29 protein-coding genes and 9 tRNA genes are annotated in these 26,336 nt (G+C 48.1%); 2 read left to right on the top strand and 36 right to left on the bottom strand.

Annotation, left to right across the window (positions count from 1 at the left end):
- Nucleotides 1-125: 125 nt before the first annotated feature.
- Nucleotides 126-2,054, top strand: coding sequence for an ABC-F family ATP-binding cassette domain-containing protein (locus B5F87_RS10805; RefSeq protein ID WP_087280889.1), 1,929 nt, complete (start codon nt 126-128; stop codon nt 2,052-2,054).
- Between the two features lie 477 nt (nt 2,055-2,531).
- Here the strand turns inward: B5F87_RS10805 and plsY are convergent, their stop codons facing one another.
- The 24 genes from plsY to B5F87_RS10685 form a co-directional block, all read right to left on the bottom strand.
- The gene (gene plsY / locus B5F87_RS10800) at nt 2,532-3,170 is read right to left on the bottom strand and encodes a glycerol-3-phosphate 1-O-acyltransferase PlsY (protein WP_087280887.1); all 639 of its coding nucleotides are present in this window, start codon (nt 3,168-3,170) and stop codon (nt 2,532-2,534) included.
- The gene (gene der, locus B5F87_RS10795; protein WP_087280885.1) at nt 3,170-4,492 is read right to left on the bottom strand and encodes a ribosome biogenesis GTPase Der; all 1,323 of its coding nucleotides are present in this window, start codon (nt 4,490-4,492) and stop codon (nt 3,170-3,172) included. The genes plsY and der overlap by 1 nt, the downstream gene beginning before the upstream one ends.
- Nucleotides 4,493-4,535: 43 nt before the next feature.
- Nucleotides 4,536-5,849, bottom strand: a complete 1,314-nt coding sequence (locus B5F87_RS10790) for a DUF512 domain-containing protein (RefSeq protein WP_087280883.1) — start codon at nt 5,847-5,849, stop codon at nt 4,536-4,538.
- Nucleotides 5,850-5,868: 19 nt separating this feature from the next.
- The gene (gene pgeF, locus B5F87_RS10785; protein WP_087280881.1) at nt 5,869-6,720 is read right to left on the bottom strand and encodes a peptidoglycan editing factor PgeF; all 852 of its coding nucleotides are present in this window, start codon (nt 6,718-6,720) and stop codon (nt 5,869-5,871) included.
- A 51-nt stretch (nt 6,721-6,771) separates the two neighbouring features.
- Nucleotides 6,772-7,143, bottom strand: a complete 372-nt coding sequence (locus B5F87_RS10780) for a YraN family protein (RefSeq protein WP_087280879.1) — start codon at nt 7,141-7,143, stop codon at nt 6,772-6,774.
- Between the two features lie 61 nt (nt 7,144-7,204).
- Nucleotides 7,205-7,966: a ribonuclease HII gene (locus B5F87_RS10775; protein ID WP_087280878.1), complete on the bottom strand. Its 762-nt coding sequence runs from the start codon at nt 7,964-7,966 to the stop codon at nt 7,205-7,207.
- A 37-nt stretch (nt 7,967-8,003) separates the two neighbouring features.
- A complete protein-coding gene (gene lepB / locus B5F87_RS10770) occupies nt 8,004-8,609 on the bottom strand; it encodes a signal peptidase I (RefSeq protein ID WP_087280876.1) in 606 nt (201 codons plus the stop codon).
- A 15-nt stretch (nt 8,610-8,624) separates the two neighbouring features.
- Nucleotides 8,625-9,485: a ribosome biogenesis GTPase YlqF gene (gene ylqF, locus B5F87_RS10765; protein ID WP_087280874.1), complete on the bottom strand. Its 861-nt coding sequence runs from the start codon at nt 9,483-9,485 to the stop codon at nt 8,625-8,627.
- Nucleotides 9,486-9,547: 62 nt separating this feature from the next.
- On the bottom strand, nt 9,548-10,093 hold the full coding sequence (gene lepB / locus B5F87_RS10760) for a signal peptidase I (protein WP_242964403.1): 546 nt from the start codon (nt 10,091-10,093) through the stop codon (nt 9,548-9,550).
- A 65-nt stretch (nt 10,094-10,158) separates the two neighbouring features.
- Nucleotides 10,159-10,506, bottom strand: a complete 348-nt coding sequence (gene rplS / locus B5F87_RS10755; protein WP_087280872.1) for a 50S ribosomal protein L19 — start codon at nt 10,504-10,506, stop codon at nt 10,159-10,161.
- A gap of 202 nt (nt 10,507-10,708) precedes the next feature.
- Nucleotides 10,709-11,449: a tRNA (guanosine(37)-N1)-methyltransferase TrmD gene (gene trmD / locus B5F87_RS10750; RefSeq protein WP_087280870.1), complete on the bottom strand. Its 741-nt coding sequence runs from the start codon at nt 11,447-11,449 to the stop codon at nt 10,709-10,711.
- Nucleotides 11,449-11,958: a ribosome maturation factor RimM gene (gene rimM / locus B5F87_RS10745; RefSeq protein WP_087280868.1), complete on the bottom strand. Its 510-nt coding sequence runs from the start codon at nt 11,956-11,958 to the stop codon at nt 11,449-11,451. The genes trmD and rimM overlap by 1 nt, the downstream gene beginning before the upstream one ends.
- A gap of 138 nt (nt 11,959-12,096) precedes the next feature.
- Nucleotides 12,097-12,327 carry a KH domain-containing protein gene (locus B5F87_RS10740; RefSeq protein WP_087280866.1) on the bottom strand — a complete coding sequence of 77 codons (231 nt, stop codon included), beginning with the start codon at nt 12,325-12,327 and terminating at the stop codon, nt 12,097-12,099.
- A gap of 18 nt (nt 12,328-12,345) precedes the next feature.
- Complete coding sequence (rpsP, locus tag B5F87_RS10735; RefSeq protein ID WP_087280864.1) at nt 12,346-12,591, bottom strand: 30S ribosomal protein S16; 246 nt, start codon at nt 12,589-12,591, stop codon at nt 12,346-12,348.
- Nucleotides 12,592-12,659: 68 nt separating this feature from the next.
- A complete protein-coding gene (gene ffh, locus B5F87_RS10730) occupies nt 12,660-14,015 on the bottom strand; it encodes a signal recognition particle protein (RefSeq protein ID WP_087280862.1) in 1,356 nt (451 codons plus the stop codon).
- Between the two features lie 29 nt (nt 14,016-14,044).
- Nucleotides 14,045-14,401, bottom strand: coding sequence for a YlxM family DNA-binding protein (ylxM, locus tag B5F87_RS10725; protein WP_087280861.1), 357 nt, complete (start codon nt 14,399-14,401; stop codon nt 14,045-14,047).
- A 258-nt stretch (nt 14,402-14,659) separates the two neighbouring features.
- Complete coding sequence (gene rbr / locus B5F87_RS10720) at nt 14,660-15,202, bottom strand: rubrerythrin (RefSeq protein WP_087280859.1); 543 nt, start codon at nt 15,200-15,202, stop codon at nt 14,660-14,662.
- A 148-nt stretch (nt 15,203-15,350) separates the two neighbouring features.
- Nucleotides 15,351-15,572, bottom strand: a complete 222-nt coding sequence (locus B5F87_RS10715; protein WP_087280857.1) for a hypothetical protein — start codon at nt 15,570-15,572, stop codon at nt 15,351-15,353.
- Nucleotides 15,565-16,902 (bottom strand): replication-associated recombination protein A, encoded by a 1,338-nt coding sequence (locus B5F87_RS10710; protein WP_087280855.1) that lies wholly within the window; start codon nt 16,900-16,902, stop codon nt 15,565-15,567. Before B5F87_RS10710 ends, B5F87_RS10715 begins: the two co-directional genes overlap by 8 nt.
- A gap of 67 nt (nt 16,903-16,969) precedes the next feature.
- Nucleotides 16,970-17,599, bottom strand: coding sequence for an alpha-ribazole phosphatase (cobC, locus tag B5F87_RS10705; RefSeq protein WP_087280853.1), 630 nt, complete (start codon nt 17,597-17,599; stop codon nt 16,970-16,972).
- Between the two features lie 78 nt (nt 17,600-17,677).
- On the bottom strand, nt 17,678-17,881 hold the full coding sequence (locus tag B5F87_RS10700) for a cold shock domain-containing protein (protein ID WP_343215757.1): 204 nt from the start codon (nt 17,879-17,881) through the stop codon (nt 17,678-17,680).
- Between the two features lie 129 nt (nt 17,882-18,010).
- Complete coding sequence (ytvI, locus tag B5F87_RS10695) at nt 18,011-19,171, bottom strand: sporulation integral membrane protein YtvI (RefSeq protein ID WP_087280849.1); 1,161 nt, start codon at nt 19,169-19,171, stop codon at nt 18,011-18,013.
- Between the two features lie 123 nt (nt 19,172-19,294).
- The gene (locus B5F87_RS10690; protein WP_087280847.1) at nt 19,295-20,191 is read right to left on the bottom strand and encodes a DUF5688 family protein; all 897 of its coding nucleotides are present in this window, start codon (nt 20,189-20,191) and stop codon (nt 19,295-19,297) included.
- Between the two features lie 189 nt (nt 20,192-20,380).
- A complete protein-coding gene (locus tag B5F87_RS10685; RefSeq protein WP_087280845.1) occupies nt 20,381-20,974 on the bottom strand; it encodes a hypothetical protein in 594 nt (197 codons plus the stop codon).
- A gap of 148 nt (nt 20,975-21,122) precedes the next feature.
- On the opposite strand from B5F87_RS10685, the gene B5F87_RS10680 reads away from it, so the two are divergent.
- A complete protein-coding gene (locus tag B5F87_RS10680) occupies nt 21,123-21,326 on the top strand; it encodes a DUF378 domain-containing protein (protein ID WP_162609371.1) in 204 nt (67 codons plus the stop codon).
- A gap of 116 nt (nt 21,327-21,442) precedes the next feature.
- On the opposite strand, the gene B5F87_RS10675 is transcribed toward B5F87_RS10680, so the two are convergent.
- The 12 genes from B5F87_RS10675 to pcrA all read right to left on the bottom strand — a co-directional run bounded on the left by B5F87_RS10675 (nt 21,443) and on the right by pcrA (nt 26,320).
- On the bottom strand, nt 21,443-22,453 hold the full coding sequence (locus B5F87_RS10675) for an acyltransferase family protein (RefSeq protein WP_087280842.1): 1,011 nt from the start codon (nt 22,451-22,453) through the stop codon (nt 21,443-21,445).
- Between the two features lie 72 nt (nt 22,454-22,525).
- Nucleotides 22,526-22,606: transfer RNA gene (locus B5F87_RS10670), tRNA-Leu, on the bottom strand.
- A 58-nt stretch (nt 22,607-22,664) separates the two neighbouring features.
- A tRNA-Gly gene (locus B5F87_RS10665) sits at nt 22,665-22,735 on the bottom strand.
- A 6-nt stretch (nt 22,736-22,741) separates the two neighbouring features.
- A tRNA-Pro gene (locus B5F87_RS10660) sits at nt 22,742-22,816 on the bottom strand.
- A gap of 54 nt (nt 22,817-22,870) precedes the next feature.
- A tRNA-Lys gene (locus B5F87_RS10655) sits at nt 22,871-22,943 on the bottom strand.
- An 87-nt stretch (nt 22,944-23,030) separates the two neighbouring features.
- Nucleotides 23,031-23,102: transfer RNA gene (locus B5F87_RS10650), tRNA-Gln, on the bottom strand.
- 4 nt (nt 23,103-23,106) lie between these two features.
- A tRNA-His gene (locus B5F87_RS10645) sits at nt 23,107-23,180 on the bottom strand.
- Nucleotides 23,181-23,203: 23 nt separating this feature from the next.
- Nucleotides 23,204-23,277: transfer RNA gene (locus B5F87_RS10640), tRNA-Arg, on the bottom strand.
- A 45-nt stretch (nt 23,278-23,322) separates the two neighbouring features.
- Nucleotides 23,323-23,393, bottom strand: a tRNA-Gly gene (locus B5F87_RS10635).
- 7 nt (nt 23,394-23,400) lie between these two features.
- A tRNA-Pro gene (locus B5F87_RS10630) sits at nt 23,401-23,475 on the bottom strand.
- 277 nt (nt 23,476-23,752) lie between these two features.
- Nucleotides 23,753-24,031, bottom strand: a complete 279-nt coding sequence (locus B5F87_RS10625) for a DUF4366 domain-containing protein (protein ID WP_087280840.1) — start codon at nt 24,029-24,031, stop codon at nt 23,753-23,755.
- 63 nt (nt 24,032-24,094) lie between these two features.
- Nucleotides 24,095-26,320: a DNA helicase PcrA gene (gene pcrA / locus B5F87_RS10620; protein WP_087280838.1), complete on the bottom strand. Its 2,226-nt coding sequence runs from the start codon at nt 26,318-26,320 to the stop codon at nt 24,095-24,097.
- Nucleotides 26,321-26,336 lie beyond the last annotated feature (16 nt).

Genomic DNA, 26,336 nt, shown 5'->3' with positions numbered 1-26,336 from the left:
TAATAAGGAAGAGTTTTATCCTTTTTTCTGCGCGGACTGCACTTTTGTAAAAGATAAATATTTCACATTTTCTCTGAAAATTACGCTTTTAAAAATAAAACACACTGCATATACGGAGGTTTTTTATGATTTTAGCATGTCAAAAGATAACAAAAGCCTTTGGCGGCGATACAATTTTGAATAATATAAATTTTCTGATCAACGAGGGAGAAAAGGCCGCCCTGATCGGCATCAACGGCGCCGGAAAAACAACTCTTCTTAAAATCATCACCGGTGAGTATGAGGCGGACGGCGGCGAAGTGGTGCTGCAAAAGGGCGCTACCATGGGGTATCTGTCCCAGGTCATCGACGTGACTTCCCGCCGCACCATCTACGAAGAGATGCTGGACGCCAAAAAAGAGATCATCGACATGGAACAGAATATCCGCACTCTGGAACAGTCCATCAGCCGGCTTTCCGGAGAGGAACTGGAAAATGCCATGGAAAACTATTCCCGCCTGACAGAGCGTTTTGAAAAGGCTAACGGCTACGCCTGGAAAAGCGAGATCAACGGCGTCCTTAAAGGTCTCGGTTTCACCGAAGAAGAGTTCGATACTCCCATCCATACACTTTCCGGAGGACAGAAAACCCGTGTGGCTCTGAGCCGGATTCTTCTGACTCAGCCGGATATCATTCTTCTGGACGAGCCAACCAACCACCTGGACATGGACGCTATCCGCTGGCTGGAGACTTTCCTTGGCAACTACCGGGGCGCTGTACTCATCGTCTCCCACGACCGTTATTTTCTGGACCGGGTAGTTTCCAAGGTCATCGAGATCGAGGCCGGCGACAGCCAGACTTTCCTCGGCAATTACAGCCAGTATGCGGAGAAAAAGAAGGCGCAGCGGGACGCCCAGATGAAGCTTTACCTGAACCAGCAGCAGGAGATCAAACACCAGGAGGAAGTTATCACCAAACTGCGCTCCTTCAACCGTGAGAAATCCATCCGCCGCGCCGAGAGCCGGGAAAAAATGCTCGACAAAATGGAGCGGGTTGACAAGCCGGTGGTACTCAACAGCCGGATGCGCATTGCCCTGGAGCCGGAAGTGATGAGCGGCAACGATGTGCTCACCATCGAAAATCTCTCCAAATCCTTCGAGAACAAGCCGCTCTTCCGCAACCTGAATCTCTCCATCCAGCGTGGCGAGGTCGTCGGACTTCTGGGCGCCAACGGCACTGGAAAGACCACGCTCCTAAAGATCATCAACCGACACCTGCGTCCGGACGGCGGTAAGATTCATTACGGTGCGAAAGTATCCATCGGCTACTATGACCAGGAACAGCACGTGTTAAATGACGAGAAAACGATCTTCGACGAGATTTCCGACGCCTACCCGAAACTGACCAACACCCGCATCCGAAATGTGCTGGCTGCCTTCCTCTTTACCGGAGACCGGGTATTTCAGCAGATTGGGACGCTGAGCGGCGGCGAGAAGGGCCGGGTCTCTCTGGCTAAGCTGATGCTGTCAAACGCCAACTTCCTGATCCTCGACGAGCCGACCAACCACCTGGACATCCAGTCAAGAGAGATCCTGGAGGACGCCATCAACGCCTATGAGGGCACGGTTTTCTACGTGTCCCATGACCGGTACTTTATCAATCAGACTGCCACCCGAATCCTTGACCTGTCACCAGAGGGCATCGTCAACTACAAAGGTAATTACACCTACTATCTGGAACAGAAGGAAGCGGGAAACATTGCCGCGGACAGCGAGTCTGTGGCCAATCTGTCCACGGCAGAGACCACACCTGCCACATCCTCTTCCTCCAAAGAAGACTGGAAGAAATCCCGTGAGGAAGCTGCCAGACAGCGGAAGCGCGCCAACGAACTGAAAAAAACTGAGGCGGAAATCAGCCGCCTGGAAGAAGAAAATGAAGAGATCAAAAATGAGATGAACAATCCGGAGATTGCCAGCAACGTAAGCCGCCTCATGGAACTCTCCACCAAATACGAGGAGAACGAAGCAGCATTGCTGGAACTATATGATAAGTGGGAAGAATTGTCGGAAGACTAATGGGGATTTGTGAATCTTCAAGTATACCACACAGGCTATTTCAGAGAAGGCTGTGTTCAGATACCTGGAAATTCACAAATATACAACGTGATAAAATAAATGTTTCTGGAAAAACAGATGATGTTCTGACTGTTCACAGATGAATTCGCCTGATTTGGCCTTCAGCCGAAGAGTCAGCCACAAGGGTACAGATGCTGTCGATCTGGAACAGGCATTTTTTGTAATCTGAGTGATGCAGTCAGACAGAGATTTGCGGCATGATATCTCAATAGAAAAACACAGCGGGAAAGGTCGGCGACGACTGTGAGCGCAGGCGTCATGGAAAAGTTATCATGTATATTTCCGTAATCAGCCTGCCGAGGTGGAGGAGAAGAGCTTCCCGTCTGCGTTTTTTTATGGTGTGTACAGCATCGCAAATCTCGTCTGCTCATACATCCTCTGATAATCTCAAAACTCACAGTTCCAATCGACAAATCACTATTTCTTTACTTCCACCTTCTGTCCCAGCTTGCTTTCGGTGCCAGCCAGCAGGCGCTTGATATTGGCCCGGTGGCGGTAGATGGCAAATCCGGCGTAAAGAACGATCAGCACAAATAAATCCCATCGTCCCGGATAGAAGATAAGAATTTCTGCGATGAGCGCTGCCGAGAGCAGCGTGGACGCCAGAGAAACGTATCTTGTAGCAGCCACGACCACCACAAAAATCACCAGACAGCAAAGTCCCATTCTCCAGTCAAATCCCATCATGACTGCCGCTGAAGTGGCGATTCCCTTTCCTCCTTTAAAATGAAGGAAGAACGGGAAATCATGACCGAGAACCACTGCAAATCCCAGAACAAGCTGCAAAAGCTCTGAATTCAAATCCGGCACTGCCGGTCCGATGACCAGCTTCACGATGAGGACCGGAATCATACCCTTTAACGCATCCCCGAGAAATGTGATCAGCGCGCGGCTTTTGCCCAGAGTACGAAGCACATTGGTCGTCCCCGCGTTGCCGCTGCCGTACTGCCGGATATCCAGTCCGCAGATTCTGCCGACAAAATATCCGGTCTGGATACATCCCAAAAAATAACCCACAATAATAGCTGCTATAAAATACCCAATATGCCCTGTCATTATTTCTCCTTTCTTTCCCGGTAGATGAATTTGATTGGCGTTCCCCGGAAACCAAAAGTAGTACGAATCTGATTCTCAATGTACCTTGTATAGGAAAAATGCGTCAGATCCTTGTCGTTGATAAACATCACGAAGGTAGGCGGCTTCACCGAAACCTGCGTGATATAGTAAATACGGAGTCTCTTGCCCTTATCGGAAGGCGGCTGTTTCATGGCCATGGCCTCCGTGAGGATCTCATTTAACACGCCGGTCTGTACCCGAAGCGCACAGTTGGCGATAACCGCGTCAATGAGGTCAAAGAGCTTCGGAAGACGCTGCCCGGTCTTAGCCGACAGGAAAATAAGCTCCGCATACGGCATGTAGGAAAGCTTCTCCCAGATCTTCTCCGTAAACTCTTTCATGGTATGATTGTCCTTCTCGATCAGGTCCCATTTATTGACGGCAATGATCATACCTTTGCCGCGCTCGTGAGCGATACCTGCGATCTTCGCATCCTGCTCGGTGATGCCTTCCTCCGCGTCGATGATGAGCACTGCCACATCACAGCGCTCCACCGCGGTGACGGTACGGATGATACTGTATCGTTCCAGTTCTTCCTTTACCTTGCTCTTTCTGCGCAGACCCGCCGTGTCGATGAACACATACTCCTGTCCGTTTCTCGTCACGGTCGTGTCAATGGCATCTCTGGTTGTTCCGGCAATCGGGGAGACGATCACTCTGTCCTCGCCCAGCAGCTTGTTAATAATAGAAGACTTGCCGGCGTTCGGCTTACCAATAACGGCGATCTTCGGCCGCTCATCCTCTTCCTCCTCCGCTGCCGCGTCAGGAAAATGCTTCACCACCTCGTCAAGCATATCGCCAAGTCCCATTTTGCCCGCCGCAGAGATCGGAATCGGATCGCCGAGACCCAGGTTATAAAACTCATACACATCCGGCATGAACTTCTCAAAACTGTCCACTTTATTGACGATCAAAAGTACCGGACGTCCGGAACGCCGGAGCATATCCGCCACCTTGAAATCCGCATCCACAAGTCCCTGCCGTACATCGGTCAGGAACAAGATCACGTCGGCGGTCATAATAGCTGTCTCCGCCTGTTCCCGCATCTGGGAAAGAATGATATCTTTGGATTCCGGCTCAATGCCTCCCGTGTCGATCAGCGTAAACTGATAATTCAGCCAGGAAACATCAGCATAAATCCGGTCTCTGGTTACTCCGGGGGTATCTTCTACGATGGAAATCCTGCTTCCCGCCAGCGCATTGAATAATGTGGACTTGCCCACGTTGGGACGGCCCACCACTGCTACAACTGGTTTACTCATGTCTTACCTCCATTTTCCTATATTGGCCGTCTTCACAGCCCTTTTACATACTGATTATTTTATTTACAAAATCTTGTCCTTCTGATTGTATAATATTCACCGGCACTTGTAAAGCTTCGGAAAGCTCCGAAAGGCTCATATCATCAAGAAAAATGTCCTCATCGGCTTTCAGCACATTGCACGGAAGGAGAAGCTCGTCCCCCAGTTCCCGGCCGGCAAGCTGCTTTCTGATGTCCTGTCCGGTGAGAAGTCCCGTGACGGTGATCTGCTCGCCAAAAAATGTATTCTCAATGCAGTATACATGTATATGCACGTTCGGATACTTTTCCATCACCTGCGCGGCCAGCTTTTCGATGGTCGGATACGCAAGCTTCGCCGTGGCGACGGACACTGTTTTCTCCCGGTCATCTCCGGCAAGCTGCGTGAGGCTTTCCTCCACCTCGGAGATGAGCAGGCGCATCATGCCGACGCCGTTTTCCAGCTGCCCGAAGCCCTCGTAGTAATCCACAGGAGGAAACTCCTCCCCTGCCAGAATGAACCACTCATCGCTGGCGTGAACGAAGGACGTGCCGTTTTCTTCCAGAAAATGTTTCTGCCAGCCCTGGATCTGGGCAAGCACTTTTCCGGCGTCCTCCCGTGTGAAGGCGTCAAGCTTCGGAAGATCATCCCGGTACTTTGTCAGCCCCACCGGAACCACGGAAAGGCTCTCCATATATGGAAGAAACTCTCCCAGCTCCCGGATGGTCCTATCCAGTTCCTCTCCGTCGTTGATTCCTTTGCAGAGCACCACCTGGCTGTTCATGGGAATACCCGCCTCAGAAAAGCGGCGGATCTTTTCCAGCACATCTCCCGCAAAACGATTGTGAAGCATCCGGCAGCGAAGCTCCGGATTGGTGGTGTGAACAGAAATATTGATGGGAGCCAGATGATAGCGGATGACCCGCTCCACATCCTTTTCCTTCATGTTGGTGAGAGTGATATAATTGCCCTGCAGAAAGGACAGCCGCGAATCGTCGTCCTTAAAATACAGGGTATCTCTCATCCCCGGCGGCATCTGATCAATAAAGCAGAACATACATTTATTGCAGCAGGAATTATATTCATCCATCAGGAAGGATTCAAAGGCAAGACCCAGGTCTTCTTCTTCCTCTTTCTCTATCTCGAGCGTACATTCCTCATCGTCTCTGGTCAGAACTTCCACACTCAAAAATTCTTCTTCTATATAATATTGATAATCAAAAAAATCTTCTATCTCATGACCGTTGATGGCCCCGATCCGGTCCCCCGGCTCCAGTCCGCATTCCTCCGCAATGCTTCCCGGCTCCACCCCGGTGATAAGATGCCATTGTTTTTTCATAGTCGTTCTCCCTGCATTTTTATTCTGTTTCGGCGTCCAAACACATAAAACATCCCATATTTCCCCGCTTCCCGTGGCTGGCTCTGTGGGAAAAGAGCTTGTCATGGTTGCAGCAGGTGCAAAGATCGGTGACATCCAGATGTTCCGGCAGGATTCCCGCCTCCGTGAGAATGATCCGATTGGCTTCCCACAGATCAAGCTGATATTTACCCTGCCCTTTCTCATCAAAAAGCAGCGGAAACTGTTCCGGCCGGAATGCTTCCCGGAACGCCTGTGCCACATCCTCACTGACCTCATAACATTTCCTGCAGATGGACGGCCCGACAGCCGCGATGATATTCTCCGCCCGGCTGCCGTATTCCTTTTCCATGAAATGTACCATCTTCGCCCCGATGCGGGCGGCAGTTCCCCGCCATCCGGAATGAGCCATGGCTACAACTTTCTTTTGCGGATCATAAAATAACAGCGGCACACAGTCCGCGTAAGAGGTATAAAGCGGAACGTCCGCTTCATCGGTGGCAAGGCCGTCGATGCCAGGCGCCGTCTCCTTTGTAATACCCTCACCCCTGTTTGCCGCTGTCACTTTCCGAATCTTTGTCTCATGAACCTGCGCGGAAAACACAAGCTGTTCCTCCCGGAATCCGATGGCGTCCGCAATCCGGCGAAAGTTCTCCCGGACATTTTCTTCCCTGTCTCCTCTGGTAAAGGACAGATTCATAGTTCCCAGATACCCTTTGCTGACGCCTCCCATGCGGGTGGAAAATCCATGACGCACACCGGCGGCCGCCAGCTTTGGAAAGGTCAGATACACCACGCCATTTTTCTCGTTGATAATAGTTGAATGATTCTTATTGGCATAATTCCACTCCATGATTATCTCCTCATTCTTTTTCGCTATGTCTTCCGCTCCGTTACAGACTCTTCACATTCCCTGATACTCGAAGGCATTTTTTATCCAGCGGCAATAATATCCGCCGACAGTCTCCACGACCTCCACCACATCAAACCGCACCGGCTGACAGTCGTCCAGCCGGCGCTCCATGCGGAAATGATCGTACACCCGGCAGATTTTCCGCTGTTTCCTTACGTCCACAGCCTCGCAGGGATATCCCTGCCGGCCGCTTGTCCGTGTTTTTACTTCCACGATGAGCAGCGTATTTCCTGCTTGACCGATCAGGTCAATCTCACCCCACCGGCACTGATAATTATGTACCAGAATACGCACTCCCTGTTTTTTCAGAAAAGATGCCGCCGCGGTCTCTCCAGCGCGTCCCTGCTCTTTTCTGTTTTTCATTTATGCTCCTTTTTTGCAGCGTCCCCTCGCATGCATACTGCTAAATATTTTTTCAATTTTCTTACAGGATCGACTTCAGAAAACTTCTCCGATGCAGTGGGCAAGGTCCCATCCGGTGCAGCGCTTCGATATGTTCCTTTGAGCCGTAACCTTTATTGGACGCAAATCCGTAACCCGGATACATTTTATCATATTCTTCCATCATCCTGTCTCTATATACCTTTGCCACGATACTGGCCGCGCCGATGGAAATACTTCTGGCGTCGCCCTTTACAATGGCCACCTGCGGAATATCCACAGCCGGGATGGTCACCGCATCGTTTAACAGAAGAGACGGTTCCACAGACAGCGAGGCGATGGCCTTTCGCATAGCCTCGTAAGTGGCCTGCAGGATATTGATCTCATCAATCCTGTCCTGAGTGGACAGCCCGATGCCGACGGCAAGGGCCTTCTCCTGAATCTCCGCGGAGAGCTCCTCCCGCTTTTTGGCGGAAAGTTTCTTGGAATCATTGATATAGAGAATCCGGCAGTCTTTCGGCAGGATGACTGCTCCTGCCACCACCGGTCCCGCGAGAGGTCCTCTTCCCACCTCGTCGACACCGCAGATATAGGAGTAATCGCTGTACTTTTTCTCGAAAGAGCAAAGCTCCTCAATACGCACAAGCTCCGCCTCATACTTTTTCATCCGATTCTCCTGCGTCTTCAGAAAGTCCTGCACGCCCTTTCGGCTGTCATCCCGGTACAGATCCATGTACTCCGGAAGCTTCTCCGGAGGAATCTGTTTGAATTCTTCTTTTATCTCTCGTATGCTTTTTACAGCCATGAATCTTCCTCTTTTTATACGTACTGTAAGCCGAACCCTAATCCACCGTCCCGAATTCAGATAGCGGCCAGATCCGTATCCAGACCTTTCCGATGATCTCGGAACGGTGCACTGTTCCTACCGCCTCGTAACGGCTGTCGTAGCTTACCGGCCGGTTATCTCCCAGACAGAAATACTCGTCTTCTCCCAGGGTCAGCGGCTCCTCAGCGATACCCGGCTCCTCAATGTAGTCCGTGATGCCGTATACGTCATCGGTCAGCTCCTCACCGTTTATATAAACCTTTCCGTCTATAATCTGCACAGTCTCTCCCGGCAGGCCGATCACTCTCTTGATAAAATACTGCTCGCCTTCTTCTTCCGGTCCCGGGAAAATCACAATATCAAATCTTTTCGGATCAGAAAAATGATAGGATATCTTATCCATGATCAGATTTTCACCGTGAGCCAGAGTTGGGTCCATAGAATGTCCGTTTACCACGGTTCTTTGTCCAACATACCGCAGAACCAGAAATACAACAAGACAAATCACCGCCACATAAGCGATCGTACCCAGAATGTCTTTCATGATATTTTTCTTTTTGCCCTCCACCGGGTCATGTTTCTTTCTTGTGTCTGAAACCTCACTCTGCTGCTTTTCTTCCATCTTTCATTCCTCCCATCAGACTGTTTCCGTAAAATCCGCCGGACGCTCCAAAGATATCTGCCCCAGCCGCAGGGAACGGTAGTCATCAAGAACAAGAAGTCCTGCTTTCTCCACATCCACCTGGCTGCCTTTCATAAGACAGCCCCGGATCTCCGCAATCTTTGAGAGAATCTCCACAACATCTCCTTCTTCCCCGACACCGTAGCGTTCTTTTATAACTCCCGGATACTGTGCGCATAAAAACTGCAGCAGTTCCGTCGTCAGTTCTGTGGTGTTTAATATCTCTTCCTTGATGGAACCAATCCACGCCAGACGGAGACCAACTGCCTGATCCTCAAACTTAGGCCATAAAATCCCCGGCGTATCCAGCAATTCTACGTTCTTATTAATTTTAATCCACTGCTTGCCTTTTGTCACGCCCGGCTTATTTCCGGTTTTTGCACAGGCTTTTCCCGCAAATGAATTGATGAAAGTGGATTTGCCCACGTTGGGAATTCCCGCAACCATGGCCCGTACCGGCCGATTAAGGATGCCCCTCTTTCTGTCCCGCTCTTTTTTCTCGCGGCACGCTTCTTCCACCAGCTTCTTCACTTCCTTGATTCCGGCGCCTTTCTGCGAATTAACCTTTGCCACAAAGAAACCTTTCTCTTTATAATACTCTTCCCATTCCTTTGTCACCTGAGCGTCCGCCATATCCACCTTATTTAAAATGATCAGTCTGGATTTATTTCTTGCCAGCTCATCAATATCCGGATTCTTACTGCTGTAAGGCACTCTGGCGTCCACCAGTTCCACCATCAGATCAATGAGCTTAATATTCTCCTGCATCATTCGCCGGGCCTTAGTCATATGTCCCGGATACCATTGAAAATGCATATCATCCTCCATTTTTCCCGGCTGGCTCTGCGCGAAACATTTGACCGAGCCGTTTTTTCAGATTATTTGCCGCTGCCAATTCTTCCTGCTATTTTACCGACAAATTGTGTTCTTTTTATATTTCCGATATTCGCCACCCTGGAATCCTCACTGTTATTGCAGTTGTCTCCCATGACAAAATATTCATCTTCACCAAGTTCCACTTCGTAAGCCGCCAGTCCCGCAGACAGAATCTCTTCCTCGAAGGAATAATCCAGCGCCTCACCGTCAATCAGTATCTCTCCCCCGGTGATCTGCACGGTCTCACCCGGCAGTCCGATCACTCTCTTTACCGTATAATGAACGGCAGTTCCGTTTTCAATCTCCAGCAGTACCGGATCATAGCGCCCCGGATCGCCGATGCGATAACTGAGCTTATTTACCAGCAGCGTATCCCCCTCATAATAGGTAGGCTGCATGGACTCACCATGTACCGTCACTGTCTGAAAACAGAACTGGATGATCACAAAGGCCAGCAGAATCACTGCCGCAATCTCACCGACCCACAGACCAATCCTGCGAATCATACGGTCTCTTCTTTCCTTGTATCGATAGTTTTTTACTGCCATAACAAAATCTCCATATGGTAAAACAGGGCAAGTATAAATACTCGCCCCTGTCTCATCCTCTGATACTATTTAACTAACTCTTTAACCTTAGCCTTCTTACCGATTCTGTCACGTAAGTAGTAAAGTTTTGCTCTTCTTACTTTACCTTTTCTGATTACTTCAATCTTTGTAACGATTGGAGAATGTACAGGCCAGGTCTTCTCAACACCGATGCCGTTAGAGAACTTTCTTACAGTAAATGTCTCTTTTGCTCCGCCGTTCTGTCTTTTGATAACAGTACCTTCGAATACCTGAATTCTTTCACGGGTTCCCTCAACTACCTTTGCGGAAACGCGTACAGTGTCTCCAACACGGAAGCTGTCTACTTCTGGTTTTAACTGTGCATCTTCAATGCTTTTGATAATGTCTTTCATGTGTGACCTCCTATATAATCTTGGTGTTCTTAATACCTTTGTGTAACAGCGGACCACCTTTTTTCACAACTATAAGATAATAGCATGAATTCATCCTTCATGCAAGAACTTTTTCGCGATCTTTTCGCTTTTCTTTTCATTTTGTAGTAATGATTCGGCCGTGCGCCCAAAGAAAGTTCCCGGAATATCATGGTGTGGCTTTCTACTTATCTTTTGTCCAGCCGAGAGTCCGCAGATATTCTACGTCTTTCTCTGTAAGTTCCGCCGTCTCAAGAAGATCCGGGCGGCGCTCCAGCGTCCGCTTCAGCGACTGTTCCCGCCGCCAGCGGTCTATATTGCCGTGATGGCCGGACAAAAGCACGTCCGGCACCCGACTTCCCCGGTACTCCACCGGACGGGTATAGTGAGGATGTTCCAGCAGATTGTCATGAAAAGATTCAAACTCCGCAGAATCCTCGTTATTGAGCACGCCCGGCACCAGACGGGAAATGGCGTCCATCATCACAAGAGCCGGAAGTTCTCCGCCGGTGAGCACATAATCACCGATGGAAACATAATCCGTTACGATTTCTTCGAGAATCCGCTCATCCACGCCTTCATAATGACCGCAGAGAAACACAAGTTCCTCTTCCTTTGCCAGTTCCTCCGCCATGGACTGATTAAAAACGCTGCCCTGCGGGGTAACATAAATCACCCGCGGTCGCTTTTCCATATCCTTCACGATGTCCTCGTAAGCAAGAGCGATAGGCTCCGGCTGCATGACCATGCCGGCTCCCCCGCCATAAGGATAATCGTCCACATGTTTGTGCTTGTCTTTGGAATAATCCCGGATATTCACCGCATTTAGCCGGATGCGGCCGCTCGCAAGAGCTCTTCCGGTGACACTGGTATTCAGTCCATCCCTGATCATATCCGGAAACAACGTAAGAACATGAAATATCATCAGTCTGCCAGCCCCTTCATCAAATGTACAAGAATGATGCCTTCCTCCATATCCACATCAAGGATACACTCTTTGATGGCCGGAAGAAGAATTCGGCCGCCGTCCTCAGTCAGTACCTCATACACATCATTGGCTCCTGTCTCAATGACATTTTCCAGCTTTCCGATGGTAACGCCGCTGTCATCGATAATGGTAAGTCCCAGCAGATCCGCCACGAAATACTCGTCCTCCTCCAGCTCCACGGCATTATCTCTGGTAACCAGAAGCGGGCAGCGCTTATATTTCTCTACTTCATTGATGTCATCAAGTCCTTCAAATTTAACAAAAACAAATTTTTTAAAAAATTTGCAATATTCCACCTTTAATTCCAGCAGCTCGTCTCCCGTATCCAGCAAAACTTCTTCTAAATCAAGAAAACGCTCTTTATCATCTGTCGTAGGGAAAACCTTCACTTCTCCCTTAAGTCCGTGGGTCCCTGTAATGACGCCCACCTGTAATAAGTCTTCCATTGAAAATACTCCTGTATGTCCTGCTCATCTTCTCGTTTTATGAAAAAACTGCTACCCGTCAGACAGGTAACAGTTTCATGCCAATTATGAATAACTGTGATTCGTTCTCCGCCATAAATAGCTGGAACTCCTCTTATTTTACTGAGCGATATCCACTATCACTTTTTTATCCTCCCGGGAAGCCGCCGCTTTCACAACAGTACGCATCGCTCTCGCAATCCGTCCCTGTTTTCCGATTACTTTACCCATATCATCCGGAGCCACATGAAGCTCAAGAATGATGGAATGGTCGGTTTCCTTTTCTGTGACAACGACCTCTTCCGGATGGTCCACCAGAGATACTGCAATTACTTTCACTAACTCTTTCATTACATAAGCCCCCAGTTATTATTTTTCAATACCGGCATTCTTTAATAATCTTGCAACTGTATCTGTTGGCTGAGCGCCTTTGTTAAGCCATGCCTTTGCAGCTTCCTCATCAAATTTAACTACTGCAGGCTCCTGGTTTGGGTCATAGAAACCGATTTCATCGATGTTTCTTCCATCTCTTGGAGATCTTGCGTCTGCAACAACAACTCTATAGATAGGATTTCTCTTTTTACCCATTCTTTTTAATCTCATTTTTACTGCCATGTGATTTCACCTCTTTCATCTTTCTTATTCATCTATATGGAACCGATAATTCGGTATCCTGCATTTGCCTAAAATGGAAGCTTCATGCCTCCCAGATTAAATCCGCCTTTGCGGCGGCCGCCCTTGCCCATCATACCGTTCATCTGCTTCATCATCTTGCGGGACTGCTCAAACTGCTTGCACAGCTTGTTAACTTCCTGCAGACTGACGCCGGCGCCGTTTGCTATTCTTTTCTTGCGGGATGGGTTCAGAAGATTCGGATTGGACCTCTCTTCCGGCGTCATTGAATAGATGATTGCCTCAATGCGGTCCATCGCTTTGTCATCAATATCAATATTCTTTATCTGACTGCCGACACCCGGAATCATGGAAAGCAGATCTGCGATGCCTCCCATATTCTTCACCTGCTGCATCTGCGCAAGGAAATCATCAAAGCCAAACTCAGCCTTGCGCAGCTTTTTCTCGAGTTCTCTGGCGGACTCTTCATCCACCGCGTTCTGTGCCTTCTCAATGAGAGTAAGCACATCTCCCATGCCCAAAATACGGCTGGTCATACGGTCCGGGTAGAACTGCTGCAAATCTTCCAGCTTCTCACCCATACCTATATATAAAATCGGCTTGCCGGTCACGGCACGGATGGAGAGCGCCGCTCCGCCTCTCGTGTCGCCGTCCAGCTTCGTCAGGATCACTCCGTCGATGCCGACCTTATCTTCAAATGTCTTTGCCACGTTGACCGCATCCTGCCCTGTCATGGCGTCAACCACCAGAACGGTCTGGGTCACATCCACATTATCCTTGATGTTCTGCAGCTCTTCCATCATGGACTCATCCACATGAAGACGTCCTGCGGTATCCAGGATAACGATATTTCTGTTGTTCTCCCTGGCATACTCAATGGATGCTCTGGCGATGTCCACCGGATTCTTCTTGTCTCCCATGGAAAATACCGGAACTCCCTGCTTCTCGCCGTTGATCTCCAGCTGCTTGATGGCTGCCGGACGGTAAACGTCGCAGGCTACCAGAAGCGGGTTCTTGCCTTTTTTCTTGAGCTGTCCGGCTATCTTCGCCGCCGTTGTGGTCTTACCGGCACCCTGAAGACCCGCCATCAGATATACGGTAATCTCGTTGCCCGGCTTGATCACAAGCTCTGTCATCTCAGAACCCATGAGAGCTTCCATCTCTTCTTTTACAATCTTAATGACCATCTGCCCCGGATTCAGTCCCGTAAGTACGTCCTGTCCGACAGCGCGGTCCGTCACAGTCTTGATAAATGTCTTGACCACGCGGAAATTAACGTCCGCTTCCAGCAGGGCACGCTTGACTTCCTTCATGGCCTCCTTGACGTCGGCCTCTGTCAATCGTCCTTTGCTTCTTAAGTTCTTAAAGACATTCTGCAATTTATCTGTAAGGCTTTCAAATGCCATAGCGGCCTCCTGTCAATGCTGAAATCTGCTTAGTACTGATCTAATATCTCACTGGCGATATTCTTGATATCCGCAATGCGCTCCTGCATCTTTTCTCTGTCTTCACAGGAAGAAATCTCCTCAGCATACTGGTGGATAATTCCCACCATCTTCTTAACCTTGAGGAAATGCTCCACCAGGTGAAGCCTCTGTTCATAATCCGCAAGAATCTTCTCACACCGGCGGATCATATCATGTACTCCCTGCCTGCTGATGCCCCGAAGATCTGCGATCTCGGAAACAGACAGGTCATTCTGAATATGCTCGCCATATACTTCCTTTTGACTCTCCGTTAAAAGTTCGCCATAGAAATCAAACAGCAGAGCCTTCTCCACAATTCTGTCCAATGATTATCACCTCATGTAAAGTGTTTTCCCTTTACCGAACATGATTATAGGAGAAAGCTTCTGATTTGTCAAGTATTTTTCCTTGCAAAATTTATTTTTTTCAGCACTGAAAACAGGCGCCTGCTTTTATCAAAGCAGACGCCTGTTAGAAAGGGGAGGATATAAGTTTTTTCCTGACGACTGTCATATCCGATGTCCCCATCGGATATTATCATTATTACCCGTTTAGAAAAAAATATACGCCTCTCTGAAAAAATCTTAGTAATTTTCCGGTTTAACCTGGAAGTAGGACTGTGGATGATCGCATACAGGACAGACTTCCGGAGCTTTCTTTCCAATGCAGATATGTCCGCAGTTTGCACACTGCCAGATCACATCGTTGTCTTTGGAGAATACAACTTCTTTCTTTACGTTGTCAAGAAGTTTTAAATATCTTGCTTCATGCTCTTTCTCTACTGCTGCAACGCCGTCGAACTTATCAGCAATCTCATAGAAGCCTTCTTCTCTTGCTTCTTTCGCGAACTGTGCGTACATATCTGTCCATTCATAGTTCTCGCCGTCTGCTGCTGCCTGCAGATTCTCCATGGTAGAACGGATTGCGCCGCCTTCTAATAATTTGAACCACATTTTTGCATGTTCTCTCTCGTTGGCTGCTGTCTCAGCAAAAATATTTGCAATCTGTACATATCCGTCTTTTTTCGCTTTGCTGGAAAAATATGTGTATTTATTAGTAGCCTGAGACTCTCCAGCGAATGCAGTCATTAAATTCTGTTCTGTTTTTGTACCTTTTAAACTTGGCATGATATACCTCTCTTTCCTACTCTTATCGAGCAATTAAAAAATAGTAATAACTACTGATATTTATATTATTCCATTCTGACCTGCTTGTCAATAGCCGGAGCCGGATTATTTTCCGTGCATCCGACAGGGTCATCTTCCTTTAAGATTTTTATTTCTCGTCCCCGTCAGCGGATTCTTCTTCCTGCCCATTTTTCTTCACAATCCGATATACCAGCATGTAGGCATACAGCAGCACCGGAAAAACCAGTGTGACCACCAGAGAAGCCATAAAATACCGGCTCCCTGTCACAGCAAAATACAGGGTCAGGAGAACCAGCGCCACCAGGATAACCACCAGCAGCAAAGCACCGATTTGTTTTAATTTATGCATTTTCCTCTTCCTCCCTGTTTCTTAAATGCTCCAGATGCATTTTTATCTTCTTCTCATATCCATTTTCTGTCGGAATATAAAACCTCTCATCTCGAATTGCATCCGGCAGATACTGCTGCTTCACATAATGCTCCGGATAATCATGGGCATACCGATAGCCAATGCCGTGACCCAAATCCCTGGCTCCCCCATAATGGGCGTCTCTCAGGTACGGCGGGACCTGTCCGGTATCCGCCCTCTTTACCATCTCCTGCGCTTTGTCAATCGCCATGATACAGGCATTGCTCTTCGGCGCGCTTGCCACATAAGAGGCTGCCTGTGAAAGAATAATCCGCCCCTCCGGCAGCCCCACCCGCTCTACGGCGAGGGAGGCCGCAACGGCAACCTGCAGTGCCTGAGGATCTGCATTTCCCACATCCTCTGAAGCGCAGATCATAATTCTCCGGGCAATAAACTTCGGGTCTTCTCCCGCATCAAGCATCCGGGCAAGATAGAACACCGCCGCATCCGGATCCGTTCCCCTCATACTCTTGATAAAGGCAGAGATAACATCATAATGATTATCCCCGTTCTTATCATAGTTTAACGCCTTCCTCTGGATACATTCCTGCGCCACGTTCAGATCAATGACAATCTTTCCGTCCTCTCCCGGCTCCGTGGTCATAACGCCCAGCTCGACAGCATTTAAGGCTGCCCTTGCATCGCCTCCCGCCATCTCTGCGATAAAAGAAACCGCCTCTTCGGTAATCTCAGCGCCATACGCCCCCATTCCTCTTTCGTCATCCGTCACAGCAATCCGTATAAGTCCGGCAATATCCTTTCCCGACAAAGGTTCCAGATGGAAAATCTTTGATCGTGATAAAAGCGCGCTGTTCACCTCAAAATATGGATTCTCCGTAGTAGCACCGATCAGCACGATCGTCCCGTCCTCCACATAAGGCAGCAGATAATCCTGCTGCGCTTTGTTAAAACGATGAATCTCATCAATAAAAAGAATTGTCCGGTTTCCGTACATGCCAAATATATCTTTTGCCTGGCGTACCGCCTGCTCCATATCTTTCTTGCCGGATGTGGTCGCGTTCATCTGCACAAACTGCGCGCTGGTCGTGTTGGCGATCACCTTTGCCAGGGTGGTTTTTCCGGTTCCCGGAGGCCCGTAAAAAATCAGCGAACTGATCTTATCAGCTTTGATTGCCCGGTACAAAAGCCGGTCCTTCCCTATAATATGAGACTGTCCCACCATTTCATCCAGAGTTCGCGGACGCATCCGCACCGCCAGCGGAGACTCCTGTTTTTTTCTCTCCATCCGCATATAGTCAAATAAATCCATGTATATCGTACCTTTCTTTTTGTACATTTATATATCAGGGCGTCGTTCGCAATCCCGGACACAGGCTCTAATCACCCAAATCGCCGTCCACACTCTGATTCAGGCAGCGGATGATCGCATAACCGTCCTCCAGATCCAGACGACTGTAGCAGCCCTGCTCAAAGACAAAATTCCAGTAGCCTTCCGGCGGAAGCCCAAGGCTTACGGCAAGCAGATGTCCCAGCGTTCCTTTGTGAGCAACCAGCAGCACAGAAAACTCCCTGTCTTCTTTTTCAGACATTTTTTTCAAATCGAAAAAAAAGCTTTCCGTCCGTTTTCTAACATCAAGAAAGCTTTCACCGCCCGGAATCCGGTAGCCGGAGAAATCTCTGTTCCAGTCTGCCCATTCCTGCGGATATTTTTTGGTCAGCTCCTGATATGTCTGCCCTTCAAAAATACCAAAATTCTGTTCTGCAAGCCGATCATCCCTGTATATTTTTATCTCTTTTGTATATTCTGCCATGATGATCTCAGCGGTCTCAGCCGCCCGTATTAAAGGACTGATCACACTGCTTTGCAGCGGTATGTCCCGAAAGAACCTTCCCAGCTTCCCCGCCTGCTGTCTGCCGCAGGCGGAAAGCGGGATATCTGTCTGTCCGTAATAACAGCCCTTCCGATTTAATTCTGTCTCGCCATGGCGCACCAGATATATTCTCATTGTTGTATTCCTCTATAATCTACAGCATTTAATCTGCGGTATTCTCCACAGGCCGACGCTTTCCCGCAAGCCTGAACATCAATCCTCTGTCTTTACCACATGGGAAGCCTGAAGCCCCTTTTCACCTTCCACAAGATCGAACTCCACCTTGTTTCCTTCATCCAGGGATCTAAAACCTTCCATATCAAGTCCGGTATAATGTACAAAAATATCCTTTCCATTCTCGTCCTGGATAAATCCATACCCCTTTTGATTATTGAACCATTTTACTGTTCCCTTCAACATCGGAATACCTCCATCTTATATACTTCCCGTCTGTTCTCCGACAGGCACCCACATCTTAGCACAAAGGATAATTCAAGTCAACACAAATTCCGACTATTGAATTATATCGACATAATTTTCTGAAAATTATCTCTTTTCGTCGCGTTTTTGCTTTTCTTCATAAACACAACGGTCATCATAATGGCGGTATGCATCAACCAGATAATGGAGTCTCTTTATCTTGGAATCAAAAAGTCCAAGCCGATACAGGGTGACAGCGATAGTCCCCAGCAGAAGCGCAAGTATCATCCCCGGCACTCCCTGCAGCTTAAATCCCGTATAAATCAAAAACAACGTAGTCAGCGTACCCATACCGATGCTGTCCCCGATGATCTTCGGCTGCAGAACCTGTCTCGTAATCAGACAGATGACATAGATTATCAGCAGAACCACTCCCTGGCGGAAATGCCCGCTGAAAAACACAATGACAGCCCAGGGTATCAGCACGGTTCCCGTTCCCAGTATGGGAAGAAGATCCAGAAAAGAGATCAGCAGGGCAAGAAACAGCGCATACGGGTTGCGCAGAATCAAAAGTCCTGCCAGCAGAATCAAAAAGATGATAAACATGATCTTAAACTGAGCCAGAAGGAATCCGCCCAGAGCGGATACCAGCCTGCTCTTAATATTTTTTACATGTTCTTCCATATCTGCTGGAACCAGCCGAATCATCTGCTGCGCAATTTTCTCCCTCTCGGCAATGAAGAAATAAGCGGCCACGATCATCACCAGCGTACCGACAAGCCCATTGGTGATATTGGCGGCAGCGCTGCCTAAAAACTCCACTCCCCTCGGAGCAAAGTTATTGACCATAGCTCCCGCCTGCAGGAGCAGATCATCAAAAGCCGTCTCTATCTGACTGCCGAAATCACCGGATATCGGAGCAACAATATTATTTATCTTGTCACTTATGATCTCAATAGTATTGCTGACATAGCGATAATAGGAAGGCGCATCGGAAAGAAAAGATATCATCTCTCTTCCCAGCTTGGTAATCAGCAGATAACCGCAGCCCGCCAAAATCAAAAGCACCAGTATGATGATGAGCGCCGACGCCCATTGTTTATTCAGGCGAATATGCTTCTCCAGAAAATTGCAGAGAGGCGCCGCCAGCATCGCCAGCAGCCAGCTTGCCACAAAGGGCCAGAAAAATCCAAGCAGCCGCGGAACGATCAATACCAGCAGCACTGCAGCGATTAAAAAAAATAATATCTCCCCTATGATGTTCAAACCTATCTGCCATCGTTTCATCAAAGCACCTTCCAATCTTTTCCATTTTATCCTTTTTGTATCAGTATAACAATATCCCTATGACATATCAAGTCCGCCTTGTTATTTTTTAAAAATCGAAAGAATTCTTCCGCCTTCTCTTCGCTATGCATCGGAAGCCGCCAGAGTCAGCTGATCTTTTCTTCTATTATAATAATAGACAGAGTCGGATAAATAGTCTACCGGCAATACAATGGTATCGTTCGCTTCTCTTACCATCTCAAAAAGTCGTCCCGCATCGGCAAACTGACTGGCCGGCACCAGGATCAGCTCATGGATACTGCTTGGCAGAACATAGAAATCCTCCTTTATTTTATCCGCAAACTGACGGAGAACGCCGTCGTAAACGAGCACGGTCGCTCCATTGATCTGCTGTTCGTTGGTCATGATATACATGATCTTTCCCGGCATCAGCGGAGGCTTGCCCCTGCCGGATTCCACGAGAAAGCTGTCCATATCCATAATACGCGGAGGAAACAGCCTCCGGGTATTCTCCCGGGCAACCAGCAGCAGCTCATGCAGAGAGATCCTCCACAACGCAAGCTCCCGGTTCGTGATCAGAGCTGTGGAAATTCCGATGGAATCTGTGTGCGCCACCCACCGGAAGGTCAATGCCAGATCATGCATCTGTATACAGGGACAGTCTTCAAGAATCTCCCTGTTCTTCTCATAATTAACCAGACGAAAAATGATTTTTTTACGGATGCGATCGTACTGCAGAACATTCATCTCATAAAGAGCAGAACGTTCCATGGCCCACTGATATTCCTGCCGGATCTTCTCCATTACCTCCTCCAGATCCCCGCTCCTTTGATATAAATCATAAAACTCTTCCAGATAAATACAGGGAGCTACCATTTCCTCCATCTCTCTGATGGACAACCCCTGATATGTAATCCCGTTATTCTTTTTTGTCTCCTGTATTCTGACTTCCGCATTTTCCTTCCATCCTTTTAAAATATGTTCCTCCACATAGCACAGGAACTCTTCAAAATTCATCATACCCCTTCCTCCTGTTATTATTTATTATTTACAAATACTATAATAACACATATTCCATATTTTTCCAGTAAAATATTATATTTTTTTACTTTTTTTTACATTTCCAGGGGTGGGCGATGTTTTAGAGCGCTCTGCGCCAGAGCAGACCGGAAACTGCCCGGTCTGCCCGCAGTATTTTCCATATTCCGGTCAATATGCCTCAATGGAATTCTTTCCCATATAACGATAAATTTTCCCAGTATCTTTATCTACATAATAAATGCCAATTTTTTCGTTTCCGTCTGTTTCATAAACAGAGAACTGATATCCTTCCGCTCCGGAATCATTGTTATTGTAGGCTGTGAGATCTTTTATTTCATCTCTGACTTCATAATTTGCGCCGGAATTGTCCTTCTTAAGTTTTTCAAGAAGGTAGGTTTTTGCATCATCATAACTGTCAAAGGAACCGCCGCCCAGATTATCTATGGCATCTCCGACGCCATCCGCCACATCATCGGCCGCTTCACCAGCCCCCTCCACGATATCTTTCGCAGCATCCCCTGCTCCGTCTGCGATATCTTTTGCAGCATCTCCAACATCGTCCGCAGCGTCTCCCACCGTATCTTTACCAACTTTATCTTCCGTTCCCGTCATATTTTCCGGGGAATTTTCATCGTTTTTTTGCTCCGTCGTCCCGGAAGCAGCTGTGCTTTCCTGCGTATCCGCATTATTTCCACAGCCGGAAACAGCAAAGGCGGCCGTCAAAAGAAACAGCATGATCATCACGCTTTTTTTCAGTCTCATTATAAAAATCTCCTTTCATTTTGATTCTTCCTTATTATCCACATTTTTTCTTTATCTATACCATTCAAATTTTATTTTTGTTTTGTCAGTGATTATTTTCCCGCCTTTTGGATATACTGGATAACAGAACACAGAAAGGAGAATATATATGAAATGGATTGACTATATCGCTTTGACACTCACTATCATAGGCGCTGTTGTCTGGGGATTAATCGGACTCTTTCAGTTCAATCTTGTCTCCGCTTTATTTGGAGATTCCAGCTTCTTCACCCGGCTTATCTATGATCTGGTCGGTATCTCCGGCATTTACATGCTCACTATGTACGGAAGAATACGTCAGAACAGGGAATAGGTTTTTATCTGTCGCTGAAACACTTTTATGTCAAAGAAAAACCCCCTCTGCGGCATTAGCATGCAGCGTGCACATTATGCCACCGAGGGGGAAATCTTTTTATAAAACAGTATTTATTACATAGCATCGCGAATCCGCATCTGCAGATCCTTGATTTTCCGGAGAGGCCACCCAAAAAAGTCCAAAGACAGAACAAAAGTCAGAAGCACCGCAATCAACAGATATACCGGAATCCAGTAGTTTCCGCATCCCGACCGGACGGCATCACAGAATCCCGAATACATCATGACATAGAGAATCAGACGGTGCCAGAAATAAATCTGAAGCGTCCGGCTGCCTACCGCTTCCGCCAGCCGGATTCTGCGTCCCGGCATCAGGCTGATAAGGGCCGTACTCACAAGCACTGTAATCACATAGCAAAGCAGACGGTGCTGCAGTCCGCAGCCGGCCACACGGATAAACGCATAGGCGTTTCTTCCCGTAAACATACGGATAATGGAAAAAATATCATCAATCCAGTAAAAACTGATAAAAAGGCCGGCAGCAAGCACTGCAACCGCGCACAGGCGAAGCCATTTCTTTCTTGTAAAGGCGAGAACAGTATCTGAATCCAGCAGATATCCCGCATAATAAAATGGAAAGAACACAAGAATCCTTGATATATACAGGAAGCTCCCGATTCCGTCCACATAGCCGGCTAAAAGGGCCAGAATCACAGAAACAGGCAGGCACACTTTGGGATTTTTCTTCCTGATCACATATGCGATCACCATGTAAGCCGCCATGGCAAACATATACCATGGGATTCCCGTATCTGTAAACAAAGAAAAAACAGCGTCTTTGCCAAAGGCAGTCTTGATGGCATAAATCAGTACTTTCAGCAGATAACCCAGGATAATATAATACACCGGTTTGTCCCACCGGAACGGTCGTTCCCTGGTCCATCTTTTCTGCAGCAGCCCCGCCACAAAAATAAAAAGAGGCATATGATAGGAATAAATAATAATGGACATACTCCTCATAAAGGAAGAATCCGGGTACTGATTTACAAAATGTCCAAGAACAACTGAAATCATCAAAAAACATTTCAGATTATCCCAGATATAAACTCTCTGCTTATCGCTCATATCGCTCTCCTTCTTTCCACAGCGCAAAAAACCCGAGAGCTGTCTGAACAAATCTCTCGGGCGCGTCAGAAATGCGGATAACAGGACTTGAACCTGCACGGGTGCCCCACCAGAACCTAAATCTGGCGCGTCTGCCAATTCCGCCATATCCGCATAATAATATTGCAGGGCAATCCCTTCCCGGCAGTAAAATCTATAAAAATAACAACAAAGCGGGTGATGGGAATCGAACCCACGTATCTAGCTTGGAAGGCTAGTGTTCTACCATTGAACTACACCCGCGAACAATCGGGGTGACAGGATTCGAACCTGCGGCCTCTTGATCCCAAATCAAGCGCTCTAGCCAAGCTGAGCCACACCCCGGCATATTCTGTTGTTGACAAAAAGAGAAATCGCTGCTGCGGCAACGATTTCCAATGAGACATCGGGGATTCGAACCCCGGACAACTTGATTAAAAGTCAAGTGCTCTACCAACTGAGCTAATATCCCACAATGAATTCTCCATATAACAAAAAAATGAGCACAGCGCCCGGGCCTTACTCATTGCAGCCGCAGAAATTCGAATCTGCGGTCCAACTGGACTAGCTGGATTCGAACCAGCGAATGCAGGAGTCAAAGTCCTGTGCCTTACCGCTTGGCGATAGCCCATTAAGGTGGGTAGAGGGATTCGAACCCTCGGCCTCCAGAGCCACAATCTGGCGCGCTAACCAACTGCGCCACACCCACCATAGTCAGGACAGCCTGACAAACGTGCCCGAAGGGATTCGAACCCCCGACCCACGGCTTAGAAGGCCGTTGCTCTATCCAGCTGAGCTACGGACACGTATTATGATGAAACAATATAAATTGTTCTTCTGCTCAAAGCAGAAGCGGGTGATGGGAATCGAACCCACGTATCTAGCTTGGAAGGCTAGTGTTCTACCATTGAACTACACCCGCAAGGGTATCGGGGTGACAGGATTCGAACCTGCGGCCTCTTGATCCCAAATCAAGCGCTCTAGCCAAGCTGAGCCACACCCCGATGCTGTTGTCTGTCAGCCGCTCTCGCGTTGACAAATAGCATTATATAACAGCCTCAAATAAATGTCAACAGTTTTTTTCATCTTTTTTCTAATTTTTTAATTATATATATTTTTCAGACAATTTAAACAAATAGAAGTTCCTTGTTGCAGAGAAGATTTCCCGCAATATATATGAAAACTCTTTGCGCAGACAAGCAAAACTGCCGTAACCCGCGCCCCGCATCTGTGATGCATCGGACAAACTGTTACGGCAGCTCATATCGCCAATATCAACACTTATTCTTCTGTTGCTTCCTCTGCATCATCGGCAGTATCTTCCGCTTCGTCCTCGTCATCGAAAAAATCGTCATCGAAATCATCGAAGTCTTCATCCACATCATCCAGATAATCCGGGGATAAATATTTATAAACCAGAGCTGCAATTCCTGCCACTGCGGCAACAGCCCCGATGATGGCAAGAACCCATAAAATCTTTCTGGATTCTTCCTCTTCCTTCCGGCTGTTCATCAGATTGGATAACTTTGCTACTCCAATTAATTCGTCGATATTTTTCATGTTCGTGTACCTCCTTGCTGTTTTCTTTTATTATATCACGCAAAAGGACTCTTTACCAATACATTATTTCACTTTTTTCAATTTTGCAAAAGATGCGAACATCTTCTTGCGGCCCACTCTGTCAAAATCCACGGATACCTCGAAGTCCTTCCCGCCATGGACGATATCCGCCACGGTGCCCTCGCCGAATTTGATATGTTTCACCCGGTCGCCCACGGCATAATCCAGGGAAGACAGAGGTTTGACTTTGAAATCATCCAGATAATACGGCTTCACGCCCTTCGTGCCGTAAGCATACTGATGCGAGGACGCCTGTTCCATAGCCTTGTCTCTCCTGTCCTCCGCAGGAGTCTTCTTAGCCCGGTCCAGATATTCCTCCGGAATCTCATCCACAAATCTTGATACCCGGTTATACTGCGCCTGCCCCCTCTGCATTCTCCGTCTGGCCGCGCTTAAATAAAGGCGCTCCTTTGCCCGGGTAATGCCCACATAGCAGAGACGCCGCTCTTCCTCGATCTCCGATTCATCGCCGGAGATCATGGCTCCGTATCCCGGAAAGACTCCTTCCTCCATACCTCCCAGGAATACATTGGCGAACTCCAGACCTTTGGCGTTATGGAGAGTCATGAGAAGCACCTTATTGGAACTCTCTTCCAGATTATCAATGCCTGCATTGAGGGTGTACATATCTTTTTCCACCAGAAAATCCGTGAGAGTCGGGTCTTCATTGTTCTCCTCAAAATATACGATATCATTGATGAGCTCATCGATGTCCTCGAGACGGCTTCTTGCCTCGTCTGTCCCTTCCATCTCCAGCTCATTTTTATAACCGGTCACGTCCAGTATGTAAAGCATCAGCTCGCTGATATCGTTTTCCATGGCGTAGTCCCGGAAATTCCGGATCATCTCGCCGAATTTTTTAATCTTGGAAGCGGCTCTTCCCAGCTCCTGAATGGAATCTGCCCGGAATACCGCCTCAAGGAAGCTGATCTGGTGCACGATGGCGTAATTCTGGATTCTGTCCACCGTGGTCTGGCCGATGCCCCGTTTCGGCACATTGATGATTCTCTTGACCGCCAGGTCGTCGTTTCCGTTGTCCACCACCTTCAGATAGGCCATCAGATCCTTGATCTCTTTCCGGTCATAGAAACTGATGCCCCGGACGATGGCGTAAGGGATTGCCCGCTGCTTAAGCTTCTCCTCGAAGATACGGGACTGGGCATTGGTCCGGTATAAAATCGCCATATCCTCGTAAGGCACGCCCCGCATGGCGAGGAAATTAATGTAGGATACCACACCCTCCGCCTCATCGTATTCGGAGTCATACTGCTTGAAATGCACCAGCTCGCCCGGTACATTTTCTGTCCAGAGTTTCTTCTCCTTCCGTCCTTTATTATTGACAATGACGCCGTTGGCGGCATTTAAAATGTTCTGGGTGGAACGGTAATTCTGTTCGAGACGGATCACATGGGCGTCCGGAAAATATTTCTCAAAATTCAGGATATTGAAAATATTGGCTCCCCGGAACCGGTAAATGGACTGGTCGTCGTCACCCACCACGCAGAGATTGCGGTATTTGGAGGCAAGGAGCTTCACCAGCATAAACTGCACCGTGTTGGTATCCTGATACTCGTCCACCATGATATAGCGGAACCGCTCCTGATAATAATCAAGAACATCCGGATACGACTGAAACAGCTCCACGGTCTTCACGAGAAGATCGTCAAAATCCATGGCGTCATTTTCTTTGAGACGCTTCTGGTATTCCTCGTAAATCTCACTGATTCGGATATCCCGGTAGTTATCTCCACAGTCATTCCGGTAGTCAAGAGGCGACTTGCACTCGTCCTTGGCCGCGGAGATGGCAGAAAGCACCGCCTTCTCCGGGAACTGCTTCGTGTCAACGTTCATGGACTTTAAGACTTCCTTCATCAGGGACTTCTGGTCGCTGGCGTCATAGATGGTAAAACTTCTGTTGTAGCCCAGCAGATCAGCGTGCCTTCTGAGAATCCGGCTGCATGTGGCATGAAATGTACTGATCCACAGATTCTCCGAGCCTGGTCCCACCAGACTTACCGCTCTCTCCCGCATCTCCTCCGCCGCCTTGTTGGTAAAGGTGATGGCAAGGATGTTCCAGGGGTTCACCCCCTCCTCCTCAATTAAATGTACGATGCGGTGGGTCAGTGACCGGGTCTTTCCGGTTCCTGCTCCCGCCAGCATCAAGAGAGGGCCTTCGGTACAGAATACCGCCTCCCTCTGTTCTTTATTTAAAGTATCATAAATGCTCATAGACTTCCTTTCTGTT

It is taken from the genome of Eubacterium sp. An3, from assembly GCF_002159465.1.
Taxonomy (GTDB): domain Bacteria; phylum Bacillota; class Clostridia; order Lachnospirales; family Lachnospiraceae; genus Anaerobutyricum; species Anaerobutyricum stercoris.
This window is presented reverse-complemented; position numbering and strand designations above follow the sequence as displayed.

Excerpts from the sequence above, each read along its gene's own strand:
- B5F87_RS10805 (WP_087280889.1), top strand. The coding sequence starts at position 126 with ATGATTTTAGCATGTCAAAAGATAACAAAAGCCTTTGGCGGCGATACA.
- plsY (WP_087280887.1), bottom strand. The coding sequence starts at position 3,170 with ATGACAGGGCATATTGGGTATTTTATAGCAGCTATTATTGTGGGTTAT.
- der (WP_087280885.1), bottom strand. The coding sequence starts at position 4,492 with ATGAGTAAACCAGTTGTAGCAGTGGTGGGCCGTCCCAACGTGGGCAAG.
- B5F87_RS10790 (WP_087280883.1), bottom strand. The coding sequence starts at position 5,849 with ATGAAAAAACAATGGCATCTTATCACCGGGGTGGAGCCGGGAAGCATT.
- pgeF (WP_087280881.1), bottom strand. The coding sequence starts at position 6,720 with ATGGAGTGGAATTATGCCAATAAGAATCATTCAACTATTATCAACGAG.
- B5F87_RS10780 (WP_087280879.1), bottom strand. The coding sequence starts at position 7,143 with ATGAAAAACAGAAAAGAGCAGGGACGCGCTGGAGAGACCGCGGCGGCA.
- B5F87_RS10775 (WP_087280878.1), bottom strand. The coding sequence starts at position 7,966 with ATGGCTGTAAAAAGCATACGAGAGATAAAAGAAGAATTCAAACAGATT.
- lepB (WP_087280876.1), bottom strand. The coding sequence starts at position 8,609 with ATGGAAGAAAAGCAGCAGAGTGAGGTTTCAGACACAAGAAAGAAACAT.
- ylqF (WP_087280874.1), bottom strand. The coding sequence starts at position 9,485 with ATGCATTTTCAATGGTATCCGGGACATATGACTAAGGCCCGGCGAATG.
- lepB (WP_242964403.1), bottom strand. The coding sequence starts at position 10,093 with ATGGCAGTAAAAAACTATCGATACAAGGAAAGAAGAGACCGTATGATT.
- rplS (WP_087280872.1), bottom strand. The coding sequence starts at position 10,506 with ATGAAAGACATTATCAAAAGCATTGAAGATGCACAGTTAAAACCAGAA.
- trmD (WP_087280870.1), bottom strand. The coding sequence starts at position 11,449 with ATGATATTTCATGTTCTTACGTTGTTTCCGGATATGATCAGGGATGGA.
- rimM (WP_087280868.1), bottom strand. The coding sequence starts at position 11,958 with ATGGAAGACTTATTACAGGTGGGCGTCATTACAGGGACCCACGGACTT.
- B5F87_RS10740 (WP_087280866.1), bottom strand. The coding sequence starts at position 12,327 with ATGAAAGAGTTAGTGAAAGTAATTGCAGTATCTCTGGTGGACCATCCG.
- rpsP (WP_087280864.1), bottom strand. The coding sequence starts at position 12,591 with ATGGCAGTAAAAATGAGATTAAAAAGAATGGGTAAAAAGAGAAATCCT.
- ffh (WP_087280862.1), bottom strand. The coding sequence starts at position 14,015 with ATGGCATTTGAAAGCCTTACAGATAAATTGCAGAATGTCTTTAAGAAC.
- rbr (WP_087280859.1), bottom strand. The coding sequence starts at position 15,202 with ATGCCAAGTTTAAAAGGTACAAAAACAGAACAGAATTTAATGACTGCA.
- B5F87_RS10715 (WP_087280857.1), bottom strand. The coding sequence starts at position 15,572 with ATGCATAAATTAAAACAAATCGGTGCTTTGCTGCTGGTGGTTATCCTG.
- B5F87_RS10710 (WP_087280855.1), bottom strand. The coding sequence starts at position 16,902 with ATGGATTTATTTGACTATATGCGGATGGAGAGAAAAAAACAGGAGTCT.
- cobC (WP_087280853.1), bottom strand. The coding sequence starts at position 17,599 with ATGAGAATATATCTGGTGCGCCATGGCGAGACAGAATTAAATCGGAAG.
- ytvI (WP_087280849.1), bottom strand. The coding sequence starts at position 19,171 with ATGAAACGATGGCAGATAGGTTTGAACATCATAGGGGAGATATTATTT.
- B5F87_RS10690 (WP_087280847.1), bottom strand. The coding sequence starts at position 20,191 with ATGATGAATTTTGAAGAGTTCCTGTGCTATGTGGAGGAACATATTTTA.
- B5F87_RS10685 (WP_087280845.1), bottom strand. The coding sequence starts at position 20,974 with ATGAGACTGAAAAAAAGCGTGATGATCATGCTGTTTCTTTTGACGGCC.
- B5F87_RS10680 (WP_162609371.1), top strand. The coding sequence starts at position 21,123 with ATGAAATGGATTGACTATATCGCTTTGACACTCACTATCATAGGCGCT.
- B5F87_RS10675 (WP_087280842.1), bottom strand. The coding sequence starts at position 22,453 with ATGAGCGATAAGCAGAGAGTTTATATCTGGGATAATCTGAAATGTTTT.
- B5F87_RS10625 (WP_087280840.1), bottom strand. The coding sequence starts at position 24,031 with ATGAAAAATATCGACGAATTAATTGGAGTAGCAAAGTTATCCAATCTG.
- pcrA (WP_087280838.1), bottom strand. The coding sequence starts at position 26,320 with ATGAGCATTTATGATACTTTAAATAAAGAACAGAGGGAGGCGGTATTC.